This is a genomic window from Arthrobacter sp. DNA4, assembly GCF_024362385.1.
In the GTDB taxonomy this organism is placed as follows: Bacteria; Actinomycetota; Actinomycetes; order Actinomycetales; family Micrococcaceae; genus Arthrobacter.
Genome location: NZ_CP101466.1, coordinates 2,263,073 through 2,284,145, shown reverse-complemented (window position 1 = coordinate 2,284,145; position 21,073 = coordinate 2,263,073). Strand labels below are relative to the sequence as shown.

Genomic DNA, 21,073 nt, shown 5'->3' with positions numbered 1-21,073 from the left:
CTGTGACGTGCTGGAAAACACGGCGTCCGGGCCCCTACTCCTCCTTGCGGCCCACGGCAAAGATCCGCCGGAATGGAAATACGGTGCCGTGCGCCCCCTGGGGGTAGGCCTCCCGGAGGGCGGCTGCGTACTCCGCTTCGAAATGCCTGGCGTCGTCGTCGCGAAGGACGGCCATAACCGGCCGCAGTGCCGTGCCGCGGACCCACTCCAGCACGGGGTCGGGCCCCTGCAGGACCTGCTGGTAGCTCGTTTCCCAGGCATCCGCCGCACAGCCGGCGTCGAGCAGGATGCCCAGGTAGTCCGCGGGCTCCCCCACCGACTCCCCGCCGCGCAGCACGCCGCCCAGCTTGGCCGCCCAACGGTCGGACGCCGCGAGTTCCCGCATCAGGGAATGCGAGGGGGCGTTGAAGTTGCCCGGCACCTGCATGGCGAACCAGGCTCCCGGGCGGAGGGCCTTCAGCCACCTGCGCATCAGGTCCTGGTGGTCCGGCACCCACTGCAGGGCTGCGTTGCTCACCACGACGTCTGTCTCCCCAGTGGGCATCCATTCGGCGATGTCGGCATGTTCGAACCTCAGGGCGGGGAATGCCTGCGCCAGCGGGGCGGCCTTTGCCAACATCTCCGCGGAGGAATCCAGGCCAACCACCTGGGCGCCGGGCCAGCGTTCGGCCAGGGCAGCTGTCAGGTTCCCCGGCCCGCAGCCAAGGTCGACCACCCGCACGGGGCGGTCAGCATGGATCCGGCCAGTCAGGTCGAAGAACGGCCTGTTCCGGTGGTCATCGAATTTGACGTACTTTGCGGGGTCCCATTTCATGATTTTCTCCAGGTTCTGGCATGCACGGCGGCCAGGCGTAGCCTAACCCGGCCGGACCGCCTGATTCGCCCGCAACGTGGCACTAAGGTTTAAGTCAATGAAACTCGTTGACCAGCTGAGCGATCTGTCCGTCCCCAACACCGCCGCCGTCGACCCCGACGCCCTTTACACCCGGTTCGTGGAGTGGACGGAAACCCGCGGCCTGTCGCTGTACCCGGCCCAGGACGAAGCCATCATGGAGCTGGCAACGGGCGCGAACGTCATCCTGGCCACGCCCACGGGGTCCGGGAAGTCGCTGGTGGCGATCGCCGCGCACTTCCAGGCCATGGCCCAGGGACGGCGGAGCTACTACACCGCCCCGATCAAGGCGCTGGTGTCCGAAAAGTTCTTTGCGCTCTGCGACATTTTCGGCGCGGAGAACGTGGGCATGATCACCGGTGACTCCGGGGTCAACCAGGATGCACCCATCATCTGCTGCACCGCGGAAATCCTGGCCAACATCGCATTGCGGGAGGGCGCTGCAGCCGAACTCGGCGCAGTGATCATGGACGAGTTCCATTTCTACTCCGACCCGCAGCGCGGCTGGGCCTGGCAGGTCCCGCTCCTGGAGCTTCCGCAGGCACAGTTCCTGCTGATGTCCGCCACCCTGGGTGACGTCAGCCGCTTCGAGGAGGGGCTGACGTCGCTGACGGGCCGGGCCACCACCACGGTGAGTTCTGCCGAGCGGCCCATTCCGCTGCACTACTACTACCACCAGACCCCGGTCCACGAGACGCTGGAGGAACTGCTCTCCACGAAGCAGGTGCCGGTCTATGTGGTGCACTTCAGCCAGCTTGAGGCGATTGACCGTGCCCAGAACCTGATGAGCATCAACGTGTGCACCCGGGAGGAAAAGGACCGGATCGCAGAGCTCATTGCCAATTTCCGGTTCGCCGCCGGGTTTGGCAAGACGCTGAACCGGCTGGTGCGGCACGGAATCGGCGTACACCACGCCGGCATGCTGCCCAAGTACCGACGGCTGGTGGAGCAGCTGGCCCAGGCAGGACTATTGAAGGTGATCTGCGGGACGGACACGCTGGGCGTGGGTATCAACGTCCCCATACGTACCGTGCTGCTCACCGCCCTGAGCAAGTACGACGGCGTCCGCACCCGCCTGCTCAACTCACGTGAGTTCCACCAGATTGCGGGCCGGGCCGGCAGGGCGGGCTATGACACCGCCGGGACGGTGGTGGTGCAGGCACCCGAGCACGTGGTCGAGAACGTCAAGGCCATGGCGAAGGCCACGGCCAAGTTCGGTGACGACCAGAAGAAACTCCGCCAGGTGGTCAAGAAAAAGCCGCCCGAGGGTTTTGTTTCCTGGGGTGAGCCCACCTTCAAGCGGCTGGTGGAATCTGTCCCCGACCCCCTGACGTCAAGCTTCACGGTAACGCACGCCATGCTGATGAACCTGATGGAACGGCCCGGCGACCCCTTCGCCGCGGCCAGGCGGCTGCTCACGGAAAACCACGAGCCGCGCTCCTCCCAGCTGCGGCTCATGAAGAAGGCGCTGGGCATCTACCGCGAACTCCTCGCCGCCGAAGTCATCGAACGGATCCCGCCGGAGGAGCAGGGGCCAGATGGCCGCACGGTCCGCCTGACGGTGCACCTGCAGCCGAACTTCGCCCTGAACCAGCCACTCTCCCCCTTCGCACTTGCCGCACTGGACCTCCTTGACCCGGAGTCGCCGTCGTACGCCCTGGACGTGGTGTCCGTCATAGAGGCGACCCTGGAGAAGCCGCGGCAGATCCTGTCGGCGCAGCAAAAGAAGGCCCGCGGGGAGGCCGTGGCCGCCATGAAGGCCGACGGCATCGAGTATGACCAGCGGATGGCCATGCTGGACGAGGTCACCTACCCCCAGCCGCTCGCCGATATCCTGGGCGAAGCGTTCGAGGTGTACCGGAAGGCCGCACCGTGGGTGGGCGACTTTGAGCTCGCCCCCAAGTCCGTGGTCCGCGACATGTACGAGCGCGCCATGAACTTTGGCGAATTCGTCCAGTTCTACGGCCTGGCCAGGTCCGAAGGCATCGTCCTGCGGTACCTCGCTGATGCCTTCAAAGCGCTGCGCCAAACCGTTCCCCAGGACATGCTCCGGGAGGACCTCGAAGACCTTGTGGCCTGGCTGGGTGAGCTGGTCCGGCAGGTGGACTCCAGCCTGCTGGACGAGTGGGAGGAGCTGGCGTCCGGTGCGGCGCCCACGCCCCACGACGCGCCGCCGCCCCCGCCGCCGTCGCTCACCTCGAACATCCGCGCGTTCCGGGTGATGGTGCGCAACGAGATGTTCCGCCGCGTGGAACTTTTCGCCGACGAGGACGCCACCGCGCTGGGAGAGCTCGACGCCGGCTCCGGCTGGGGTGCCGAGCGCTGGGAAGATGCGCTGGACGACTACTTCGACGAACACGACGACATCGGGACGGGACCGGATGCGCGGGGTCCCGGCCTGCTCATCATCACCGAAGAACCGGGGACCTGGAAGGTCCGCCAGATCTTCGACGACCCGGCGGCCAACCATGACTGGGGCATCTCGGCGGAGGTGGACCTGGCGGACTCCGACGCGACCGGAACAGCCGTGGTGAGGGTGACGGATGTGAACCGGCTCTAGCCCCGGACCAGCCCTTCCCCTGCCTGCGGCGGTACCGCCGGACCCGGCGGTAAGCTCGAACAATGAGTGTAATCCGCCCCGCAACCCGGCACGATGTTCCCGCCATCCTCCGCATGATCCACGAACTGGCGCATTACGAGAAGGAACCCGACGCCGTCCGGAACACACCGGAATTGCTGGAGCAGGCCCTGTTCGGCGACAACCCACGGATCTTCGCTGCCATGGCAGAGGACGCGGCAGGCACCGTGCAGGGCTTTGCGTTGTGGTTCCTGAACTACTCCACATGGGAAGGCGTCCACGGGATCTACCTGGAAGACCTTTACGTCAGCCCGGAGGCACGGGGAGAAGGGCATGGCAAGGCCCTGCTGCAGCACCTTGCCGCTATCGCCGTGGAGAACGGCTACGCACGCGTGGAATGGAGTGTACTGGACTGGAACGAGCCCTCCATCAATTTCTACCGCCGCCTTGGTGCCCGCCCCATGGACGGGTGGTCCACTTTCCGGCTCACCGGGGAGGCGCTGGACCAGTTTGGATGTGCGGCCTCCCGCGGCTCCCTTTCCGCCCATGCCCAGGGCTGACGTGCGCCGGGCAGCGGTCCCCGCTGCGGGCCATGAGGTCAGGGCAACGCACGAATTCCGTGGCATGCGCACCGTGGAGCACTACTTCACGGTCCCCCTGGACCATTCCGCACCGCCCGACGGCTCCGCAGAGACCATCACGGTGTTCGCCCGCGAGTATGTCTCGGCGGCGCACAGCGCGGAGGCGGCCGCACAGCTGCCCTGGCTCCTTTTCCTGCAGGGCGGCCCGGGCGGCCGCGGCAACAGATGGGGCTCCCTGGGCGGCTGGAGCAAGGCCGCAGCGCAGGACTTCCGCATCCTGATGCTGGACCAGCGCGGCACCGGGCTCTCGACGCCCGTCGACCGCAGGACCTTGCCCGCCCGCGGGTCCGCTGCCGAACAGGCTGCCTACCTGGAGCATTTCAGGGCCGATTCGATCGTGGCGGACGCGGAGCTGATCCGCCGTGCCCTGGAATCACCCGCCTGGACCATCTACGGCCAAAGCTATGGCGGCTTCTGCGCCCTGACATACCTGTCCTTCGCCCCCGAAGGACTGCGCGAAGCCCTCATCACTGGCGGCCTGGCACCTCTCACGGGCAGCGCGGACGACGTGTACCGGGCCACCTTCCAGCGCGTAGCGGCACGGAACGACGAATACTTCGGCTGGTATCCGGAGGACCGGGATGCGGTGGAGCGGATTGCCCGCCACCTGCGCTGCACACCGGAACTCCTGCCCGACGGCAGCCCCCTCACCGTGGAGCGGTTCCAGATGGTAAGCGCATTCCTGGGCGGCAACACCCGGGTGGACAGCCTGCATTACCTGCTGGAGGACGCATTCGTGGACACCGCGGGTGGCCCCAGGCTGTCCGACACTTTCCTGGAGCAGCTCCAGGGTGTGGTCTCGCGGCGTTCAAACCCGCTGTACGCCCTCATGCATGAATCCATTTACGGCCAGGAGCAGGCCACCAACTGGTCAGCCTGGCGCATGCTCCGGGAGAACCCCTGGTTCAGGCCCGACGCCGAACCGCTGCTGCTGACCGGCGAAATGGTGTACCCGTGGTACTTCGAGCAGGACCCGGCCCTCCAGCCGCTGCGGGAGGTGGCCGACCTGCTCGCCGCAAAGCAGGACTGGAAGCCGCTGTATGACCCGGAAGTGCTGGCCGCCAACACCGTTCCCGTGGCAGCGGCGGTCTACTCGCACGATATCTACGTTGACCGGGACCTTTCCCTGCGCACGGCAGCTGCGGTGCGCGGGCTGCAGGTCTGGGAGACTGCCGACTTCCACCATGACGGGATCGCCGACGACGGCGAGAGGATCTTCGCCCGCCTCCTGGGCATGGCCCGCTCAGGCGGCCGCTGACCGCCGGTGTGAGGTGCGGGTGACGACGGCGGCGGCCAGGACGGCTGGCCGCGGCAAGCCGCCGTGCCAGCAGCAGCGGATCCGGGCGAAGACCGGCGAACAGGAGCTGTTACAGCCCAGACCACGGTGGAGGCGGAAACCGTCCGTGCTGCGGAGGCTTAAAGGGGTAATCCCGGCCGCCCAGGCGGCCGGGATTACCGGAGGGGAATGCGCCGGGGCGCGCCTACTCGGCGTCGCTGTGGCTCTTCCGGGCGTCCTCTTCAAGCCGCGGATCCACCTTGGCGGCCTGGGCCTTGGAGCTGAGCAGGCTGGCGACGACGGCGACGATGATGGTGCCCACAATCACGGCGAGTGAGACGAAGGTGGGGATCTCAGGTGCCCACTCGATGTGCTGTCCGCCGTTGATGAAGGGTAGCTCGTTGACGTGCATGGCGTGCAGGACAAGCTTGATGCCGATGAACGCCAGGATGAAGGACAGGGCGTGCTTGAGGTAGATGAGCCGGTTCATCAGGCCACCCAGCAGGAAGTACAGCTGCCGCAGGCCCATCAGGGCGAACAGGTTGGCGGTGAAGACAATGAAGGGGCTCTGGGTCAGGCCGAAGATCGCGGGGATGGAGTCAACTGCGAACAGCAGGTCCGTGAGGCCGATGGTGATGAAGACGATCACCATGGGGGTGAAGACCTTCTTGCCGTTGACTACGGTACGCAGCTTGCCGCCGTCGAACTTCTCCGACATCGGGATGACCTTGCGGATCTTCGCAATCAGCGGGTTCTCGCGGTCCTCTTCCTCTTCGCCTTCGTCCTGGGCCTGCTTCCAGGCTGTCCACAGCAGGAATGCGCCGAAGATGTAGAAGACCCAGCTGAACTGCTCGATGACAATGGCACCCAGCATGATGAAGATGCCGCGCAGGATGAGCGCGATGATGATGCCCACCATCAAGACTTCCTGCTGGTACTTCCTCGGCACGGAGAACCTGGCCATGATGATGATGAACACGAACAGGTTGTCGATGCTGAGGCTGTACTCCGTGACCCAGCCGGCAACGAACTGGCTGCCGAATTCGGGGCCGGTGAAGGCGAACATGGCGCCGGCGAAGGCCAGGGCAAGGGTGACGTAGAAGGCCACCCACAGACCGGCCTCCTTCATGGACGGCTCGTGCGGGCGCCGCACTACCAGGAGGAGATCGATCAGGAGAATCAGGCCGAGGACGGCAAATGAGCCAACCTCGAACCATACGGGCAAGTCGAGCACAGGGCAGCCTTTCGCGGGGTACACAAAGTGGTGTAAGTCTCTCCGGCCTGCCTGTGCACTTGGTGCTGATGTGGCGGCCCGCTACGCCCGGCGGGGCAGCTGTGCCCTGCGTGTTGACGATCGTAGCGCTTGGGATACTCCCCTACGTGCTTTAACTGTACCCCAGCCGGGTACCCGGCCGCGGACGTCAGGCGTGGCCTGCCGCCTGCATCTGCCGCAGCTCCTTCTTCAGCTCGCTGACCTCGTCGCGGATCCGCGCCGCCACCTCGAACTGCAGCTCGGCCGCCGCGCCATGCATCTGTTCCGTCAGCTGCTCGATCAGGCCCACCAGGTCCTCCGCCGGTGCGGCCGCCAGCCCGTCGGAACGGACCTGGGCCGCGCCCTTCTTGGCCCCGGCTTTGTTTGCCCCTGTGATGCCGCGTTTGCCCTTGCCGTAGTCGAAGCTGCCCAGCAGCGCATCGGTATCGGCGTCTTCCTTGGCCAACTGGTCCGTGATGTCGGCGATCTTCTTCCGCAGCGGTTGGGGATCGACGCCATGTTCCTTGTTGTACGCGACCTGGATGGCGCGGCGCCGGTTGGTTTCGTCAATGGCGTTGGCCATGGAGTCGGTGATCCGGTCTGCGTACATGTGCACCTGGCCGGAGACGTTGCGGGCGGCACGTCCGATGGTCTGGATCAGCGAGGTGGAGGAGCGCAGGAAGCCTTCCTTGTCCGCGTCCAGGATGCTGACCAGGGACACCTCGGGAAGGTCCAGGCCCTCACGGAGAAGGTTGATGCCCACCAGGACGTCGAAAGATCCCAACCGCAGTTCACGCAGGAGTTCCACGCGCCGCAGGGTGTCGACGTCGGAGTGCAGGTATTCGACTTTCACGCCGTGGCCCAGCAGGTAGTCGGTGAGGTCCTCCGCCATGCGTTTGGTCAGCGTGGTCACCAGGACGCGCTCATTTTTCTCCACCCGGGTCTTGATCTCGCCGAGGAGGTCATCGATCTGCCCCTTGGTGGGCTTGACCACCACCTCGGGATCCACCAGGCCGGTGGGACGGATGATCTGCTGGACGAAGCCGTCTGCTTTGCCCAGCTCATACTTGCCGGGGGTGGCGGAGAGGTAGACGGTCTGGCCCACGCGTTCCAGGAACTCGTCCCACTTCAGCGGCCGGTTGTCCATGGCGGAAGGCAACCGGAAGCCGAAGTCCACCAGGTTCCGTTTGCGGGACATGTCGCCTTCGTACATGGCGCCAATCTGGGGAATGGTCACGTGGGACTCGTCCACCACCAGCAGGAAGTCGTCCGGGAAGTAGTCGAGCAGGCAGTGCGGCGCGGTGCCGGGCCCGCGGCCGTCAATGTGCGCCGAGTAGTTCTCGATGCCGTTGCAGAACCCCATCTGCTGCATCATTTCGAGGTCGTACGTGGTGCGCATCCGCAGGCGCTGCGCTTCAACCAGCTTGTTCTGGCTTTCCAGCACCTTCAGCCGGTCTGCCAGTTCATCCTCGATCCGTTTGATGGCCCGTGCCATCCGTTCCGGGCCGGCCACATAGTGGGAAGCCGGGAAGACGTACATCTCTTCCTCGTCGCGGATGACCTCGCCGGTGAGCGGGTGGAGCGTGTGGATGTTCTCGATCTCGTCGCCGAAGAACTCGATCCTGATGGCCAGTTCCTCGTACATCGGAATGATTTCCACGGTGTCGCCGCGCACCCGGAAGGTGCCGCGGTGGAAGTCCATGTCGTTGCGGGCATACTGCATGGAGACGAACTTGCGGAGGAGGTCGTCCCGGTTCATTTCGGCACCCTTTCGGAGGGTGACCATGCCGGAAATGTATTCCTCGGGGGTTCCCAGGCCGTAGATGCAGGACACGGTGGCCACCACGATCACATCCCGGCGCGTCAGCAGCGCGTTGGTGGCGGAGTGGCGGAGGCGTTCCACTTCCTCGTTGATGGAGGAATCCTTCTCGATGAAGGTGTCCGTCTGTGCCACGTACGCTTCGGGCTGGTAGTAGTCGTAGTACGAAACGAAGTACTCCACCGCGTTGTTGGGCAGGAGTTCCCGGAACTCGTTGGCCAGCTGGGCGGCGAGGGTCTTGTTCTGCACCATCACCAGGGTGGGGCGCTGCACCTGTTCGATGAGCCATGCGGTGGTGGCGCTCTTACCGGTACCCGTGGCACCGAGGAGCACCACGTCCTTCTCACCGTTGTTGATGCGCTCGGTCAGCTCCGCAATGGCGGTAAGCTGGTCTCCCGCGGGCTTGAATTCGCTGATGACTTCGAAGGGCGCTACAACACGGTTGATTTCCTGCGCAAGGCTCATGGATCTAATTTACAGCCGGGCACCGACACTGGACGGCCCCGTCCGTTACCGGCGAACATCGGCCGGTGCGCGGACCGGTGTCAGGACGCGTACGACGGCGGTTCCCACCCGGTTGCCTCGGCCCACGCAGCCATCAGGGGCCACGCGACATCCGTGAACCACGGTTCCTTCGCCTCCGCGTAGGACCTGGTGGTCCCCGCACCGGCGTGCCGGGCCGCGAGGTCAGCCTTGTGCGCTGCGTACAGCCGGAGCGCGGAGGGATCGTTCCGCAGCCAGTCGCGGAACATCAGCGCGAAGCGCCATCCGGCCGAACCGGCCGCCCGGACGTGGACGTTGACGGCGCGGCACGGGTCCGCATTGGCATGGAACCGCTTCAACCATGCTGCCGGGTCCGGAGCATTGGGCTTTGGAGTGTCGGATTCTACGTCCCGTACTGCCGGAAAGCCTGCTGCGGCCAGGAGCGGTGCAATTGTGGCCGCCACCGCAAGGTCAGGCACCGTCACCTGCAGGTCGATGACGTCCTTCGCCGCCAGGCCGGAAACAGATGTGGAGCCGATGTGGTCCACGGCCAGGATGAGCCCGGGTGCGGCCGCCACCAGCCGTGCCGCTATCCTGGCCGCCTGCTGCGCCCAGTCCGTCCGGTACGGTTCCAGGACCGGTCCCCCGTTCCGGGGTGCGCGTTTCCCCGCCACCAGGTTGCGGGCGAAGGGCACCAGGCGCTCATCCCAAAGCCGGTCCACCTGGTCCAGCAGGTGCTGAACGGTACCGGAGTTGTCCAGGACCGCGTCGGCAGCGGCCAGCCGGTCCTGGCGCGTGGCCTGGGCGTCCATCCGGGCACGCGCTGCTTCCGCGGTCATTCCCCGGTGCTCGAGCATGCGCTGCAGCCGCACGTCGTCCGGCGCATCCACCACCACCACCAGGTGGAAAGCGGACCCCTGGCCGGTCTCTACCAGGAGGGGAATGTCCTGGACCACCACGGCGTCAGCGGGGGCTGCTGCCGTGATGGCGGCGGCGCGGGCGCGCACCAGGGGATGGACGATGGCGTTCAAAGCGGCGAGGCGCTCAGGATTGCCGAACACCGCCGCCCCGAGACGCGCGCGGTCAAGCCGTCCGCCGTCGCCGAGCATTCCTTCGCCAAACTCCCCCACGATGCGCTCCAGCCCTTCGGTCCCGGGCTCAACCACCTCCCTGGCCAGCGCATCCGCATCCACCAACACGGCGCCGCGTTCCTGCAGCCGCGCGGCAACCACCGACTTCCCTGAGGCGATCCCGCCCGTCAACCCGATCTTCAGCACACCCCCACATTAGGGCCAAAAGCCGGACAGTCCCGGCCATCAGCCAGGAACTCCATGATGAGCTCATCCACGGGTTCCGGCTTCGAGACAGGCAAATCGTGTTCGGCACCGGGAATCGTCAAAGCATCCACTTTCGGCATCAGCCGCCGGGCACGTGCCACGAACGGGGTGGGGGCAGGTCGACCATCTGAATTCCTCCCGAGGTGCACGGCACAGGGGGCCGGAATCCACACACCGCCGCAAGGGCTTAGACTCTGCTCTCGGCGCGGTCCCTGATCCCCTGGAGCATTCGGCGGGACATCACGAAGCTCGCGATCTCCACGGCCTCGACCATGAGCAGCGTCCACCATCTGCGGTAGGCATATCGCTCACGGACCAGCAACCGGGTGGTGCCGTCGGGCTGCGGCCGCAGGACGAACGCCCAGGAGAAGTCGAAGGGGCCGGGTGAGCCCGGCGGGACTCGAAGGACGAATGAGCTTCCAAGGTCTACGGCGCCCACCTCCAGGTCGGCGGACGGATCCGGTGCCAGGTGAAACCGGTCGCCGGCTTTGATGTCCTGCCACTCGGGATGAATCCGGTCCGCGCTGTGTATATCGAGGCCGGCGAGGTTGTCCAGGACGTCGTAACTGTAAAGTCCGCCCCGGCCCTGGCCCATCTGCGCCAACCAGGGCCAGACCCGATGCGCCGGGGCTTTGATGGTGACCGCCCGCGTTGACTGCAGGTCAGCAACCGGGAGGAAATCGTCGCCTGGCAGGCCACCGTTTGCCTCCGCATCCGTCGCGCCCCAGCGCAGGTAGTACCTCGGGAACCACACAGCCGGGGCCACCACCCCCGCAAGCACCACCGCTGGCAGGGCAAGCCGCCGCGGTTTCCCTCGCCTGGACATGGTTACAGGTATGGACATGGCTCAATTCTCGGGGCCACACCCTCCACTGTCATGAGTCCTAAGCCCCCATACCCGGGTCCTTTAGACTGAACCGGTGCGGAAACCGGCAGAACCAGCAGCAGAGGCGCAGAGCCGGGCCACCTCCTACAGCACGCTGGCAGCGGGCGGGGACTTCCGGCATGAACTTGAGATCAAGCGCTCCAGGTTCATCACGGTTCTCCGGAGGGCGGGCACGGAAGACGCGGCCCGCGATCTCGTGACCGGCCTTCGCCGCGAATTCCACGATGCCCGCCACCACTGCTCGGCGTTCGTCATCGGGCCGGACCGGACCGTCCAGCGTTCCAGCGACGACGGCGAACCCGCCGGGACTGCCGGCATCCCCATGCTCGAAGCCCTGCTGAAAAGGGAAACGGCCCCCGGGGTGACTGACCTCAGCGACATCAGTGCCGTCGTCGTCCGCTATTTCGGCGGCGTCCTGCTCGGCGCGGGTGGCCTGGTCCGCGCGTATTCCGAATCAGTCTCCGCAGCCCTTGACCTGGCACCCCTTGTCCGGCGCAGCAGGCGGCGGATCTGTTCCACGGCGGTGCCGCACGCGGCAGCGGGGCGGCTTGAGAACGATCTGCGCGCCGCAGGCATGGTCATGGCGGACACCAGCTACCAGGACCGGCACACGGTGCTGCGGATTGCGGTGGCTGACAATGCTGACGCCATCGCCGCCGCGTCCGACCGCCTGCTGCAGCTGACGGCAGGGTCCGCCGGGCTCACTCCCGGCGGAACGGAATGGATTGATGAGCCCCTCGACTGATGTGACCCTGGCGGACGTCGACGAGGCCGTGGCGGACCGGCTGCTCCAATTGGCCAAGCGCGACGCCTCCCCCGATGAAGTGGCACCCCCGCTGGGAGGCCCCGGCTGGAACCTGGAGCGCACGGCCTGGTTCTACGGTTATCACCGCGCTGCAGCCGCAGGACTGGACGGACCTGCGGCGGAAAAGTCCTGGGCTGTCTTCAAGGGTCCCCACATCGCCGGCTCTATCAGGCTCAAGCGCGACCCCGCGGCTGAAATCCCCTCTGCGGAAACCGGCATCTGGCTTGGCCGGAGCTTCCGTTCCCGGGGGATCGGCGGTGCCGCCCTGGACCTCGTCCTGGCGGAGGCCCGCCGGGCGGGCCTGAAACGCGTCACCGCGCGTACCCTGTCCGGGAACTTGGGCGCCCAGCGGCTGCTCACGGCAGCAGGCGCGGCACTGACGCACGACGACGACGGGACGGTCCTCGCCGTCGTCGACCTTTAGCGCGGAGGCGGGGACCCGTCCAGACGGCGGTCAGGGCGTAAGGCCCCTATTGCTCCTAAAGCACAGCAGGCGCGTTAAAGCACAGTGGGCCCCCGCTTTCGCGGGGGCCCACTGTGTCAGCCCGGGAAGTCCGGGCCGGCGGCAATTAGTTGCCGGTCAGCTTCTCACGCAGGGCAGCAAGTGCCTCGTCCGAAGCCAGGGTGCCGGCACCGGAATCGGTGGCAGCAGGCTCGGAGGAGTAGCTGGTTGCGCCCGAGTCGCTGTCGCCGGACGTTGCAGCTGCAGCGTCGTCGGCAGCGTGCTGGGCAACCTGCTTCTTGTGGGCTTCCCAACGGGTCTGGGCGTCAGCGTACTGCTGCTCCCAGGCTGCGCGCTGGTTCTCGTAGCCCTCGAGCCATTCGTTGGACTCGGGGTCGAAGCCCTCGGGGTACTTGTAGTTGCCCTCTTCGTCGTACTCTGCGGCCATGCCGTACAGAGCGGGATCGAATTCGGTGCTGTCGGCGTCGACGCCCTCGTTGGCCTGCTTGAGGGACAGCGAGATGCGGCGGCGCTCGAGGTCGATGTCGATGACCTTGACGAACAGTTCGTCACCAACGGAGACAACCTGCTCGGCCAGCTCAACGTGGCGCACGGCGAGCTCGGAGATGTGGACCAGGCCTTCGATGCCGTCTTCGACGCGGACGAACGCACCGAACGGAACCAGCTTGGTGACCTTACCCGGAACAACCTGGCCGAGGGCGTGGGTGCGGGCGAAGGTCTGCCACGGATCTTCCTGCGTAGCCTTGAGCGACAGGGAGACGCGCTCGCGGTCCAGGTCGACCTCGAGAACCTCGACGGTGACTTCCTGGCCAACTTCGACAACCTCGGACGGGTGGTCGATGTGCTTCCAGGAGAGCTCGGAAACGTGGACGAGGCCGTCTACGCCGCCCAGGTCCACGAAGGCACCAAAGTTGACGATGGAGGAAACGACGCCGGGACGGACCTGGCCCTTTTCCAGCTTGTTGAGGAACGTGGAGCGGACCTCGGACTGGGTCTGCTCGAGCCATGCACGGCGGGACAGCACAACGTTGTTGCGGTTCTTGTCCAGCTCGATGATCTTGGCTTCGATCTGCTGACCGATGTACGGAGCAAGGTCGCGCACACGGCGCATCTCGACGAGGGATGCGGGCAGGAAGCCGCGCAGGCCGATGTCGAGGATAAGACCACCCTTGACAACCTCGATGACGGTACCGGTGACGACACCGTCTTCTTCCTTGACCTTCTCGATGTCGCCCCAGGCGCGCTCGTACTGAGCACGCTTCTTGGAGAGGATCAGACGGCCTTCTTTGTCTTCCTTGGTGAGCACCAGGGCTTCGACCTGATCGCCAACGGAGACGACGTCCCCGGGATCAACGTCGTGCTTGATGGACAGCTCGCGGGAGGGGATGACACCTTCGGTCTTGTAACCGATGTCGAGCAGGACTTCATCGCGGTCGACCTTGACGACGGTACCCTCGACGAGATCTCCGTCGTTGAAGTACTTGATGGTGGCGTCGACAGCTGCGAGGAAGTCCTCAGCGGTACCGATGTCGTTAATCGCGACGACGGGGGTACCGGGCTTCTCGGTGGAGGTGATGGTCATGTAGTAGGGGCTCCGTTGTGGATAGTTAGTCGGTCAGGCAAACCGGCGCGCCCGCGTTATGGAACGCAGGCGCGATTCTCGGTGAATCCGATGGATTCCCCGGGTCATCCTGATTTGTGGATTGCTTTTCAATGCAGTCCGCAGAGGACCGCAAGCGCGTGCACGTGGTACACGCCCGTTTATTCTAGTCGCTGCCGGCAATCGGGGTCAAAGCGGCGGCGGAGGGGGAACGTGCAGCTGGCGCGCGGTATCAGAAGTGGGTCATGCAGTGCGTGGCCCGTTCCACAGCGAACATCTGCCGCGCCCTGAATGCGGCACCTTTTGCGTGTTCGGAAATCTTCCCCGCTGCCGCCAGTGTCACCGGGCAGACGCCGCCGAGGTAGATCGAGGACAGCGCGGAGACATCCATGGCCAGGTCGGGCCGCTCCCCCGCGCCGGCACGTTCGACGGCGGCCTGGCCGCCGTCGACCTCCAGCACGAACGTTCCTGCCGTGAAGCCCAACGGGTCCCCCACCTCCAGGACGAGCCTTCCGTCCGAGGGGTAGTGCCGGGCCGCCAGGGCCTCAGGGACGTCCAGGATCCGGAGCCAGAGCATGTCCCGGGGCTCGGAGGCTTCAACGCAGCGGGAGTCCTCGAGCGCCCATGGCAGCGGATCATCGACCATTGCTTCTTCCCACGTGACGCTCTCGACCAGGTCGATGGCGCCAAGGTACTGCCAGAGCTCCAGGTAGGCGTGGTCGGTGGCTGCCACCAGGTCCACCACTTCCATGGTGTACGGCCGGGCGTCCCAGCCTGCGAACTTGTAGGAGACGTAGCCATCGACCGCGCCGTCTGGTCCATAGTGCAGCGCAACTTTGACCTTGGGGTCCTCGTCCTCGGCCCGGCTGATGGATCCGGACGCGAGCTGGCGGTAGAACTCGTGGCGCCCGATCGAACCGGGCGTGAGGCGGTGCAGCTGCTCAAAGACCTTCGGCGCCAGGTCGAGGAGGACCTTGGGATCGGCCACCTCCACCCGGCCCGTGGCGTGGTGGTTGAGGACGAAGCGGCGGCTGGTGTCGACCTTGATTGACTGCTCCCGGGTGGCCACCCCGAAACCGAACCTGCTGTAAATCGAGGCCTCCGACGCGGTCAATGCCGCCATCGCCAGCCCCTCCCGGCGGGCCAGGCTCAGCTCCTCTGCCATCATCCGGCGCAGCAGTCCCCTACGCCGGTGTGACGTCCGGACCGTCACGGCCGTGACCAGCCGGGTGTCGAGCATCCGGCCGAAGCCGATGTTCATTGTCTTATTGAAGGTACCGAAGGTTGCCACCGGGACGTGGGCTCCCAGGGCGTGGTCGGCCACTGGCCCTGCCTGGTAGGCGCCGGTCATCACCCGCCCGTCGGCGCGCTGCATCCCGATGCCCCGGTCCACCCGTTCGTCGCTGCGGCGCGCATCATGGAACCCGAAGGCAACGGCCCGCATCCAGTCGACGGTCTGCGGGTAGGCAGGATCCTCTTTGGCAGCCGGCTCGAAGCGCCGGATTTCATAGTTTCCGCTCAGATCACCCATTTACCCGAGCCTAGTTATGAATCCGGCACCTGACCAGCACAAACATTCCTGCTGGTTAACGGGCCGGGCCCTAGTGTCCGGCGTCGTACCAGCTGGGCCCGACGCCGATCTGGACTTCCAGCGGCACGCTGAGGTCGGCGGCGGCACCCATCTGCTCGGTGACCAGCTTCTCAACGGCGGCGCGTTCGCCCGCGGCGACCTCGAGGACCAGTTCGTCGTGGACCTGGAGCAGCATCCGGGATTTCAGGCCCTGGGCCTGCAGTTCGGCGTGGACACCCAGCATGGCGCGCTTGATGATGTCCGCTGCGGAGCCCTGGATGGGGCTGTTGAGTGCGATGCGCTCGGCATTCTCGCGCAGCTGGCGGTCCGTGCTGGTGAGGTCCGGCAGGTAGCGGCGGCGGCCCTCGATGGTGGCCGTGTAGCCATCCACCCGGGCCTGGTCCACCACTCCCCGGAGGTAGTCGCGGACGGCGCCGAAGCGGTCGAAGTAGTCCTTCATGAGGGTGCGGGCTTCATCGACGGAAATCTCGAGCTGCTTGGACAGGCCGAAGGACGTCAGGCCGTAGGCAAGGCCGTAGGACATGGCCTTGACCTTGGATCGCATGGCGCTGGTGACTTGGTCGGTGGGGACGTGGAAGATGTTGGAGCCGACGAACCGGTGCAGGTCCTCGCCGTCCCTGTACGCCTGGATCAGGCCTTCGTCGCCGGAGAGGTGTGCCATGATGCGCATCTCGATCTGCGAGTAGTCCGCGGAGAGCAGGCACTCGTACCCGTCGCTGACCACGAAGATGCCGCGCACGCGCCGGCCCTCCTCGCTGCGGATGGGGATGTTCTGCAGGTTGGGGTTGTTGGACGAGATCCGGCCGGTGGCCGCGACGTTCTGGGCATAGGTGGTGTGGATGCGGCCGTCTTCCGCCACGGACTTCTTCAGCGACTCGATCATCTGCCGCAGCTTGGCGGCCTCCCGGTGCGCCATGAGCTGCACCAGGAACTCGTGCCCGGTCTTTTCCAGCAGGTTCTTCAGGGACGCGGCGTCGGTGGTGTAGCCGGACTTGATCTTCTTGGTCTTGGGGAGCTGCAGTTCGTCGAACAGGACGGTCTGCAGCTGCTTGGGCGAGCCCAGGTTGACCTCGTGGCCGATCGCGGCGAACGCCTGTTCCTGTGCCTGGTCGATGACCCGGGCAAGATCGGCAAGCTGGTCGTCCATCTTGTCCATGTCGATCGCAATGCCGGCGAGTTCCATGTCCGCCAGCACGCGGCTGACAGGCAGCTCAAGGGTGGACAGCAGTTCCTCGGCCCGGCGGTCCTTGAGTTCGTCCTCGAAGAAGCGGCTCAGGGCCAGCACCACGGCGCCGGCCTGGACCAGGGCGTCGGCGGCGGCGGTGTCATCGCCGTCGAAGGAGAGCTCAAGCTGCCCCGCCTTGGCCGTGGCGGCGGGTATGCCCACGTTGAGGTGGTGCTGGGCGAGTTCGGCGAGTTCGTAGGTGCGGCGGTCCGGCTGGATGAGGTAGCCGGAGATGGAAGTGTCATCCACCACGCCCTCCAGTTCCAGGCCGCGGGCCGTGAGCGCCTTGAGCGCGGCCTTGAAGCCGTGCATCACCTTGGGTGCTTCAGGATCGCGCAGCCACGCGGCCAGCACGTTCTCGGTTTCCGCGTCCTGGCCGGCGAGCTCCACATAGACGGCGGCGTCGCCGCGGACGATGGCCAATGCGTCGGCGTCCTCACCGATCCGGCCGGGGACGAGGTCGACGGCGAGGGCGGACCGCTGCCCTGCGCCGGCAGCCAGGAAGGCGGCCAGCTCAGCGGCGTTGGCGGGGGTGCTGTAGTCCGGGGTTTCGATGCTTTCCCGTTCGGCGGCCGGGGTGTCGGCGTCTCCGTACAGGGCAAACAACCGGCCCCGGATGGCCTTGAACTCAAGCTGGTCGAAGAGGTCCTCGATGGCGGCCTGGTCCGGGCGCGGTTGGTAGAGGTCGTCCAGGGTGACGGGGAGGGCGAGGTCGGTGTGGAGCTGGTTCAGCCGGCGGTTGCGCTTGACGGCGTCAACGTTCTCCCGCAGGGCGTCGCCCACCTTGCCGCCGATGGAATCGAGGTGCTCCAGGACGCCTTCGAGGCCGCCGTAGAGGTTGATCCATTTGGCCGCCGTCTTGGGTCCGACGCCGGGCACGCCGGGAAGGTTGTCCGCCGTCTCCCCCACGAGTGCGGCGAGATCGGAGTAGCGGGACGGGCTGACGAAGTACTTTGCCTCGATGGCGGCGGCATCCATCCGCGGGATGTCGCTGACACCCTTGCGCGGATACAGCACGAACACGTTGTCCGTGATGAGCTGGAAGGCGTCCCGGTCGCCGGAGACGAGCAAAACCTCGAAGCCTGCCTTCTCACCCATCGCGGCGAGGGTGGCAAGGATGTCATCGGCCTCGTAGCCGGGCATCTTGATGGTCTTGATGCCCCAGGCCTCCATGACCTGGCCGATGAGGTCGATCTGGCCGCTCATCTCCCGCGGGGTTTCGTTCCGGCCGCCCTTGTACTCGCTGTACTCGGTCTTGCGGTGGGTGGATTCATCGGAGACGTCGAACGCCACGGCGATGTGGGTGGGCTGCTGCTCCTTGATGAGGTTGATCAGCATGGAGGTGAAGCCGTGGATGGCGTTGGTGTGCTGGCCGTTCGAGGTGGAGAACTTGTCCGCCGGCAGGGCGAAGAAGGCCCGGAATGCCATCGAGTGGCCGTCGAGGACCAGCAGCCGGGGCTGGCCGGTGATGGGAATGACCGGAGCTTCGGTAGCTGAAACAGACCCACCGGCGGCGGGGGCAGCGGCCTTTGCAGCAGGCCTGCGGACGGGGGACGAAGGCTGCACGGCAGCACCCTCGTCGATGGCCTGGGACGGAAAAGGGGCCGGTTTGGTTGTTTCACTCACAGGTGCCAGCCTAGTTGCCATGACAGACAATTTCACGCCGGGCGCTTTCGCCGAAGAGCTGACAGCCGCCGGGATTCCCGACCATATGCATGACTGGCTGGGCGCTTTCGGTGTCGGCGCCCTGGTGGTCAAGATGGGAATCCATTTCCTGGAAATGAGCCCGGAACGCACTGTCGCCACGATGCCGGTTGAGGGCAACACCCAGGTTGCGGGGATCCTGCATGGCGGCGCGCACGTGGTGCTGGCGGAAACCCTTGGCTCCTTCGCCGCAGGCATGCATGCAGGACCGGGACGCCACGCCGTCGGCATTGAGGTCAACGCCACGCATCACCGGTCCATCGCTGAGGGCCTGGTGACGGGTACCTGCACGGCGATCCACCTGGGCAGGACCCTGGCCACCCACGAGATCGTCATGACGGACTCCCGGGGCCGGCGCCTGTCAACCGCCCGGATCACCAACATGCTCCGCGACAACGCCGGCTGAGGCAGCGGATCAGGACTGCGGGTCCGCCCCGGGGCGCAGCAGCAGGTAGCGCAGTTCGACGATGCCCCGGCCCAGCGTGCGGGAAGCAGCCAGCTCGAGCGGCGGGGTGGGGCCCTTCATCGGCAGCAGCCGTTTCCCCTCACCCAGCACCACGGGGATGACGGAGAGGATGATCTCGTCCAAAAGGGCTTCATCGGCGAACTGGGCCGCAAGGTTGCCGCCGCCCACCACCCAGATGTTCAGGCCTCCCGCTGCCTGCCGGAAGTCTGCGATGAACTCCCGCACGTCGCCGCGGACAAACGTGATGTCCGCCCCGTCCGGCGCCCGGTGTTCGTGGTGCGTGAAGACGTAGCAGGGCGTGCCGGAATACGGCCACGCGCCGGGCTCATGCTCCATCAGCCAGGCGTAGGTTTCCCCGCCCATGACGATGCAGCCCACCGCGGCCATGAAGTCGTTGTAGCTGTCAGCTCCGCCCTCAAAGCCGTCGAACTGGAGCAGCCAGCCAAGGTCGTCCGTGGACGTGGCAATGAAACCGTCAAGGGACGCTGCCACAAAGTACTGGATGCGCTGCATGGCCCCAGCCTAGCCTTTGGATGCGGCTACTTGGAGAAGTACGGGATGATCAGGTACAGCCCGAAGAGGACGGCCACGACGCAGAGCCCAAAGCATACGTAGGCAAAAGAGCGCTTGACCCCGGGGGACGTCTGCTCGGCGTCAGCGGCAATGGCGGTGAACCGGACCCCGAGCGAGTAGAGGGTCACCACGATTGCCGCGGATACGAGGGTGGTGCCTGCAACGGTCAGGAGTTCCAACCATTTCATCGCTGATTCTCCTTGGAATTCCTGGCTTTGGCGTCGGCCTGCGCTTTGGCTTTTGCTTCGGCCCGGGCACGGGCCATGGCCTTCTTCTTGGCGAACCGGACAGCCTGTCCGGCTTCCTCGACCTCGACGGCGTTCTGGTGGCTGACGGAGGACTTGCGTGAGTAGAAGAACATGAACAGTACTGCCCCGGTGCCGGCGATGGCCGCGATGAGGACACCCACGACGCCGGTCTTCACCAGCAGGGCGGTCAGGGCGCCGACGATGCCGGCGGCCGGAAGAGTGAAGAGCCATCCCAGCGCGATTTTGCCCACCATGTTCCAGCGGACGGTGGTGCCGCGCCGTCCCATTCCTGAACCGATGACGGATCCCGAAGCCACCTGGGTGGTGGAGAGGGCAAAGCCAAGGTGCGAGGAAGCAAGAATGGCGGAGGCGGTACTGGTCTCAGCCGCGAAACCCTGCGCCGGCTTGACCTCGGTCAGGCCCGAACCCATGGTGCGGATGATGCGCCATCCGCCGGCGTAGGTTCCGACTGCGATGGCCAGGGCGCAGGCGGTGATCACCCAGAGCTGGGGACCGGAGCCGGGCGTCTGGCTGCCGGCAGCGATCAGGACCAGCGTGATGATGCCCATGGTCTTCTGCGCGTCGTTGGTTCCGTGGGCCAGGGCCACCAGGCTGGACGTGAAGATCTGGCCGGTACGGAAGCCACCGCGCTTCTGGGTGAGCTTGGTGCCGGTTTCAGGATCGTGGCGTGCTGTGAGGGCATAGGCCAGCCGGGTACAGACGTAGGCGGCGAGGCCGGCAATCACGGGGGCGAAGACCGCCGGAAGAATGACTTTCTGGAGCAGGCTCTCGAAATTGACGGAGCTGAATCCTGCCCCGACCACCGCGGCACCGATCAGGCCGCCAAAGAGGGCGTGGGAGGAGCTGGACGGCAGGCCCTTCAACCACGTGATCATGTTCCACAGAACCGCTCCCATCAAACCGGCAAAGATGATCTCCGGCGTGATTTGTACTCCGCCGGAGCCTTCGCGGATGATGCCGCCGGACACTGTCTTGGCCACCTCGGTGGACAGGAAGGCGCCCACCAGGTTCAGGACGGCCGCCAGGGCCACCGCCGTCTTGGGCTTGATGGCACCGGTTGCGATGGGCGTTGCCATGGCGTTCGCGGTGTCATGGAAGCCGTTCGTGAAGTCGAAAAATAGTGCCAGTCCAATGACCAGCGCCACCATGAAGGTGATATCCACCTGTTGCCCAATCTGCAGAGTCGACGTTCAGCAGTTTCTCCTACCAGGCT

General features: G+C 65.9%; 17 protein-coding genes. 6 read left to right on the top strand and 11 right to left on the bottom strand.

Annotation, left to right across the window (positions count from 1 at the left end):
* Positions 1 to 34: 34 nt before the first annotated feature.
* Complete coding sequence (locus NMQ03_RS10435) at positions 35 to 814, bottom strand: trans-aconitate 2-methyltransferase (RefSeq protein WP_255172154.1); 780 nt, start codon at positions 812 to 814, stop codon at positions 35 to 37.
* A gap of 97 nt (positions 815 to 911) precedes the next feature.
* On the opposite strand from NMQ03_RS10435, the gene NMQ03_RS10430 reads away from it, so the two are divergent.
* The 3 genes from NMQ03_RS10430 to NMQ03_RS10420 all read left to right on the top strand — a co-directional run bounded on the left by NMQ03_RS10430 (position 912) and on the right by NMQ03_RS10420 (position 5,369).
* Positions 912 to 3,452 carry an RNA helicase gene (locus NMQ03_RS10430; protein ID WP_255172153.1) on the top strand — a complete coding sequence of 847 codons (2,541 nt, stop codon included), beginning with the start codon at positions 912 to 914 and terminating at the stop codon, positions 3,450 to 3,452.
* Positions 3,453 to 3,514: 62 nt separating this feature from the next.
* Positions 3,515 to 4,030, top strand: coding sequence for a GNAT family N-acetyltransferase (locus tag NMQ03_RS10425; RefSeq protein ID WP_255172152.1), 516 nt, complete (start codon positions 3,515 to 3,517; stop codon positions 4,028 to 4,030).
* Positions 4,017 to 5,369 carry an alpha/beta fold hydrolase gene (locus NMQ03_RS10420; RefSeq protein ID WP_255172151.1) on the top strand — a complete coding sequence of 451 codons (1,353 nt, stop codon included), beginning with the start codon at positions 4,017 to 4,019 and terminating at the stop codon, positions 5,367 to 5,369. Before NMQ03_RS10425 ends, NMQ03_RS10420 begins: the two co-directional genes overlap by 14 nt.
* A gap of 223 nt (positions 5,370 to 5,592) precedes the next feature.
* On the opposite strand, the gene NMQ03_RS10415 is transcribed toward NMQ03_RS10420, so the two are convergent.
* The 4 genes from NMQ03_RS10415 to NMQ03_RS10400 form a co-directional block, all read right to left on the bottom strand.
* A complete protein-coding gene (locus NMQ03_RS10415) occupies positions 5,593 to 6,621 on the bottom strand; it encodes a TerC family protein (RefSeq protein WP_255175514.1) in 1,029 nt (342 codons plus the stop codon).
* A gap of 187 nt (positions 6,622 to 6,808) precedes the next feature.
* The gene (uvrB, locus tag NMQ03_RS10410; protein ID WP_255175513.1) at positions 6,809 to 8,923 is read right to left on the bottom strand and encodes an excinuclease ABC subunit UvrB; all 2,115 of its coding nucleotides are present in this window, start codon (positions 8,921 to 8,923) and stop codon (positions 6,809 to 6,811) included.
* Between the two features lie 80 nt (positions 8,924 to 9,003).
* Entirely contained in the window at positions 9,004 to 10,218 is a 1,215-nt protein-coding gene (gene coaE / locus NMQ03_RS10405; RefSeq protein WP_255175512.1) for a dephospho-CoA kinase, read from the bottom strand.
* A gap of 247 nt (positions 10,219 to 10,465) precedes the next feature.
* Positions 10,466 to 11,122 (bottom strand): SRPBCC family protein, encoded by a 657-nt coding sequence (locus NMQ03_RS10400; RefSeq protein ID WP_255175511.1) that lies wholly within the window; start codon positions 11,120 to 11,122, stop codon positions 10,466 to 10,468.
* Positions 11,123 to 11,198: 76 nt separating this feature from the next.
* On the opposite strand from NMQ03_RS10400, the gene NMQ03_RS10395 reads away from it, so the two are divergent.
* Together NMQ03_RS10395 and NMQ03_RS10390 are read left to right on the top strand one after the other, a co-directional pair.
* Positions 11,199 to 11,909: a YigZ family protein gene (locus tag NMQ03_RS10395; protein ID WP_255175510.1), complete on the top strand. Its 711-nt coding sequence runs from the start codon at positions 11,199 to 11,201 to the stop codon at positions 11,907 to 11,909.
* Complete coding sequence (locus NMQ03_RS10390) at positions 11,893 to 12,393, top strand: GNAT family N-acetyltransferase (protein ID WP_255175509.1); 501 nt, start codon at positions 11,893 to 11,895, stop codon at positions 12,391 to 12,393. The genes NMQ03_RS10395 and NMQ03_RS10390 overlap by 17 nt, the downstream gene beginning before the upstream one ends.
* A gap of 145 nt (positions 12,394 to 12,538) precedes the next feature.
* Here NMQ03_RS10390 and rpsA read toward each other — a convergent pair whose 3' ends face one another.
* The 3 genes from rpsA to polA form a co-directional block, all read right to left on the bottom strand.
* A complete protein-coding gene (gene rpsA / locus NMQ03_RS10385; RefSeq protein ID WP_255175508.1) occupies positions 12,539 to 14,014 on the bottom strand; it encodes a 30S ribosomal protein S1 in 1,476 nt (491 codons plus the stop codon).
* A gap of 250 nt (positions 14,015 to 14,264) precedes the next feature.
* Positions 14,265 to 15,563 (bottom strand): GNAT family N-acetyltransferase, encoded by a 1,299-nt coding sequence (locus NMQ03_RS10380; protein WP_255175507.1) that lies wholly within the window; start codon positions 15,561 to 15,563, stop codon positions 14,265 to 14,267.
* 70 nt (positions 15,564 to 15,633) lie between these two features.
* Positions 15,634 to 18,276, bottom strand: a complete 2,643-nt coding sequence (polA, locus tag NMQ03_RS10375) for a DNA polymerase I (protein ID WP_255175584.1) — start codon at positions 18,274 to 18,276, stop codon at positions 15,634 to 15,636.
* 217 nt (positions 18,277 to 18,493) lie between these two features.
* Between polA and NMQ03_RS10370 the strand changes: the two genes are divergently transcribed.
* The gene (locus NMQ03_RS10370) at positions 18,494 to 18,958 is read left to right on the top strand and encodes a hotdog fold thioesterase (RefSeq protein ID WP_255175506.1); all 465 of its coding nucleotides are present in this window, start codon (positions 18,494 to 18,496) and stop codon (positions 18,956 to 18,958) included.
* A 9-nt stretch (positions 18,959 to 18,967) separates the two neighbouring features.
* Here the strand turns inward: NMQ03_RS10370 and NMQ03_RS10365 are convergent, their stop codons facing one another.
* The 3 genes from NMQ03_RS10365 to NMQ03_RS10355 are packed head-to-tail and all read right to left on the bottom strand — an operon-like array spanning position 18,968 to position 21,023.
* The gene (locus NMQ03_RS10365) at positions 18,968 to 19,531 is read right to left on the bottom strand and encodes a dihydrofolate reductase family protein (RefSeq protein WP_255175505.1); all 564 of its coding nucleotides are present in this window, start codon (positions 19,529 to 19,531) and stop codon (positions 18,968 to 18,970) included.
* Between the two features lie 26 nt (positions 19,532 to 19,557).
* A complete protein-coding gene (locus tag NMQ03_RS10360; protein WP_255175504.1) occupies positions 19,558 to 19,779 on the bottom strand; it encodes a hypothetical protein in 222 nt (73 codons plus the stop codon).
* Positions 19,776 to 21,023: an inorganic phosphate transporter gene (locus NMQ03_RS10355; protein WP_303695341.1), complete on the bottom strand. Its 1,248-nt coding sequence runs from the start codon at positions 21,021 to 21,023 to the stop codon at positions 19,776 to 19,778. The genes NMQ03_RS10360 and NMQ03_RS10355 overlap by 4 nt, the downstream gene beginning before the upstream one ends.
* Between the last annotated feature and the right edge of the window lie 50 nt (positions 21,024 to 21,073).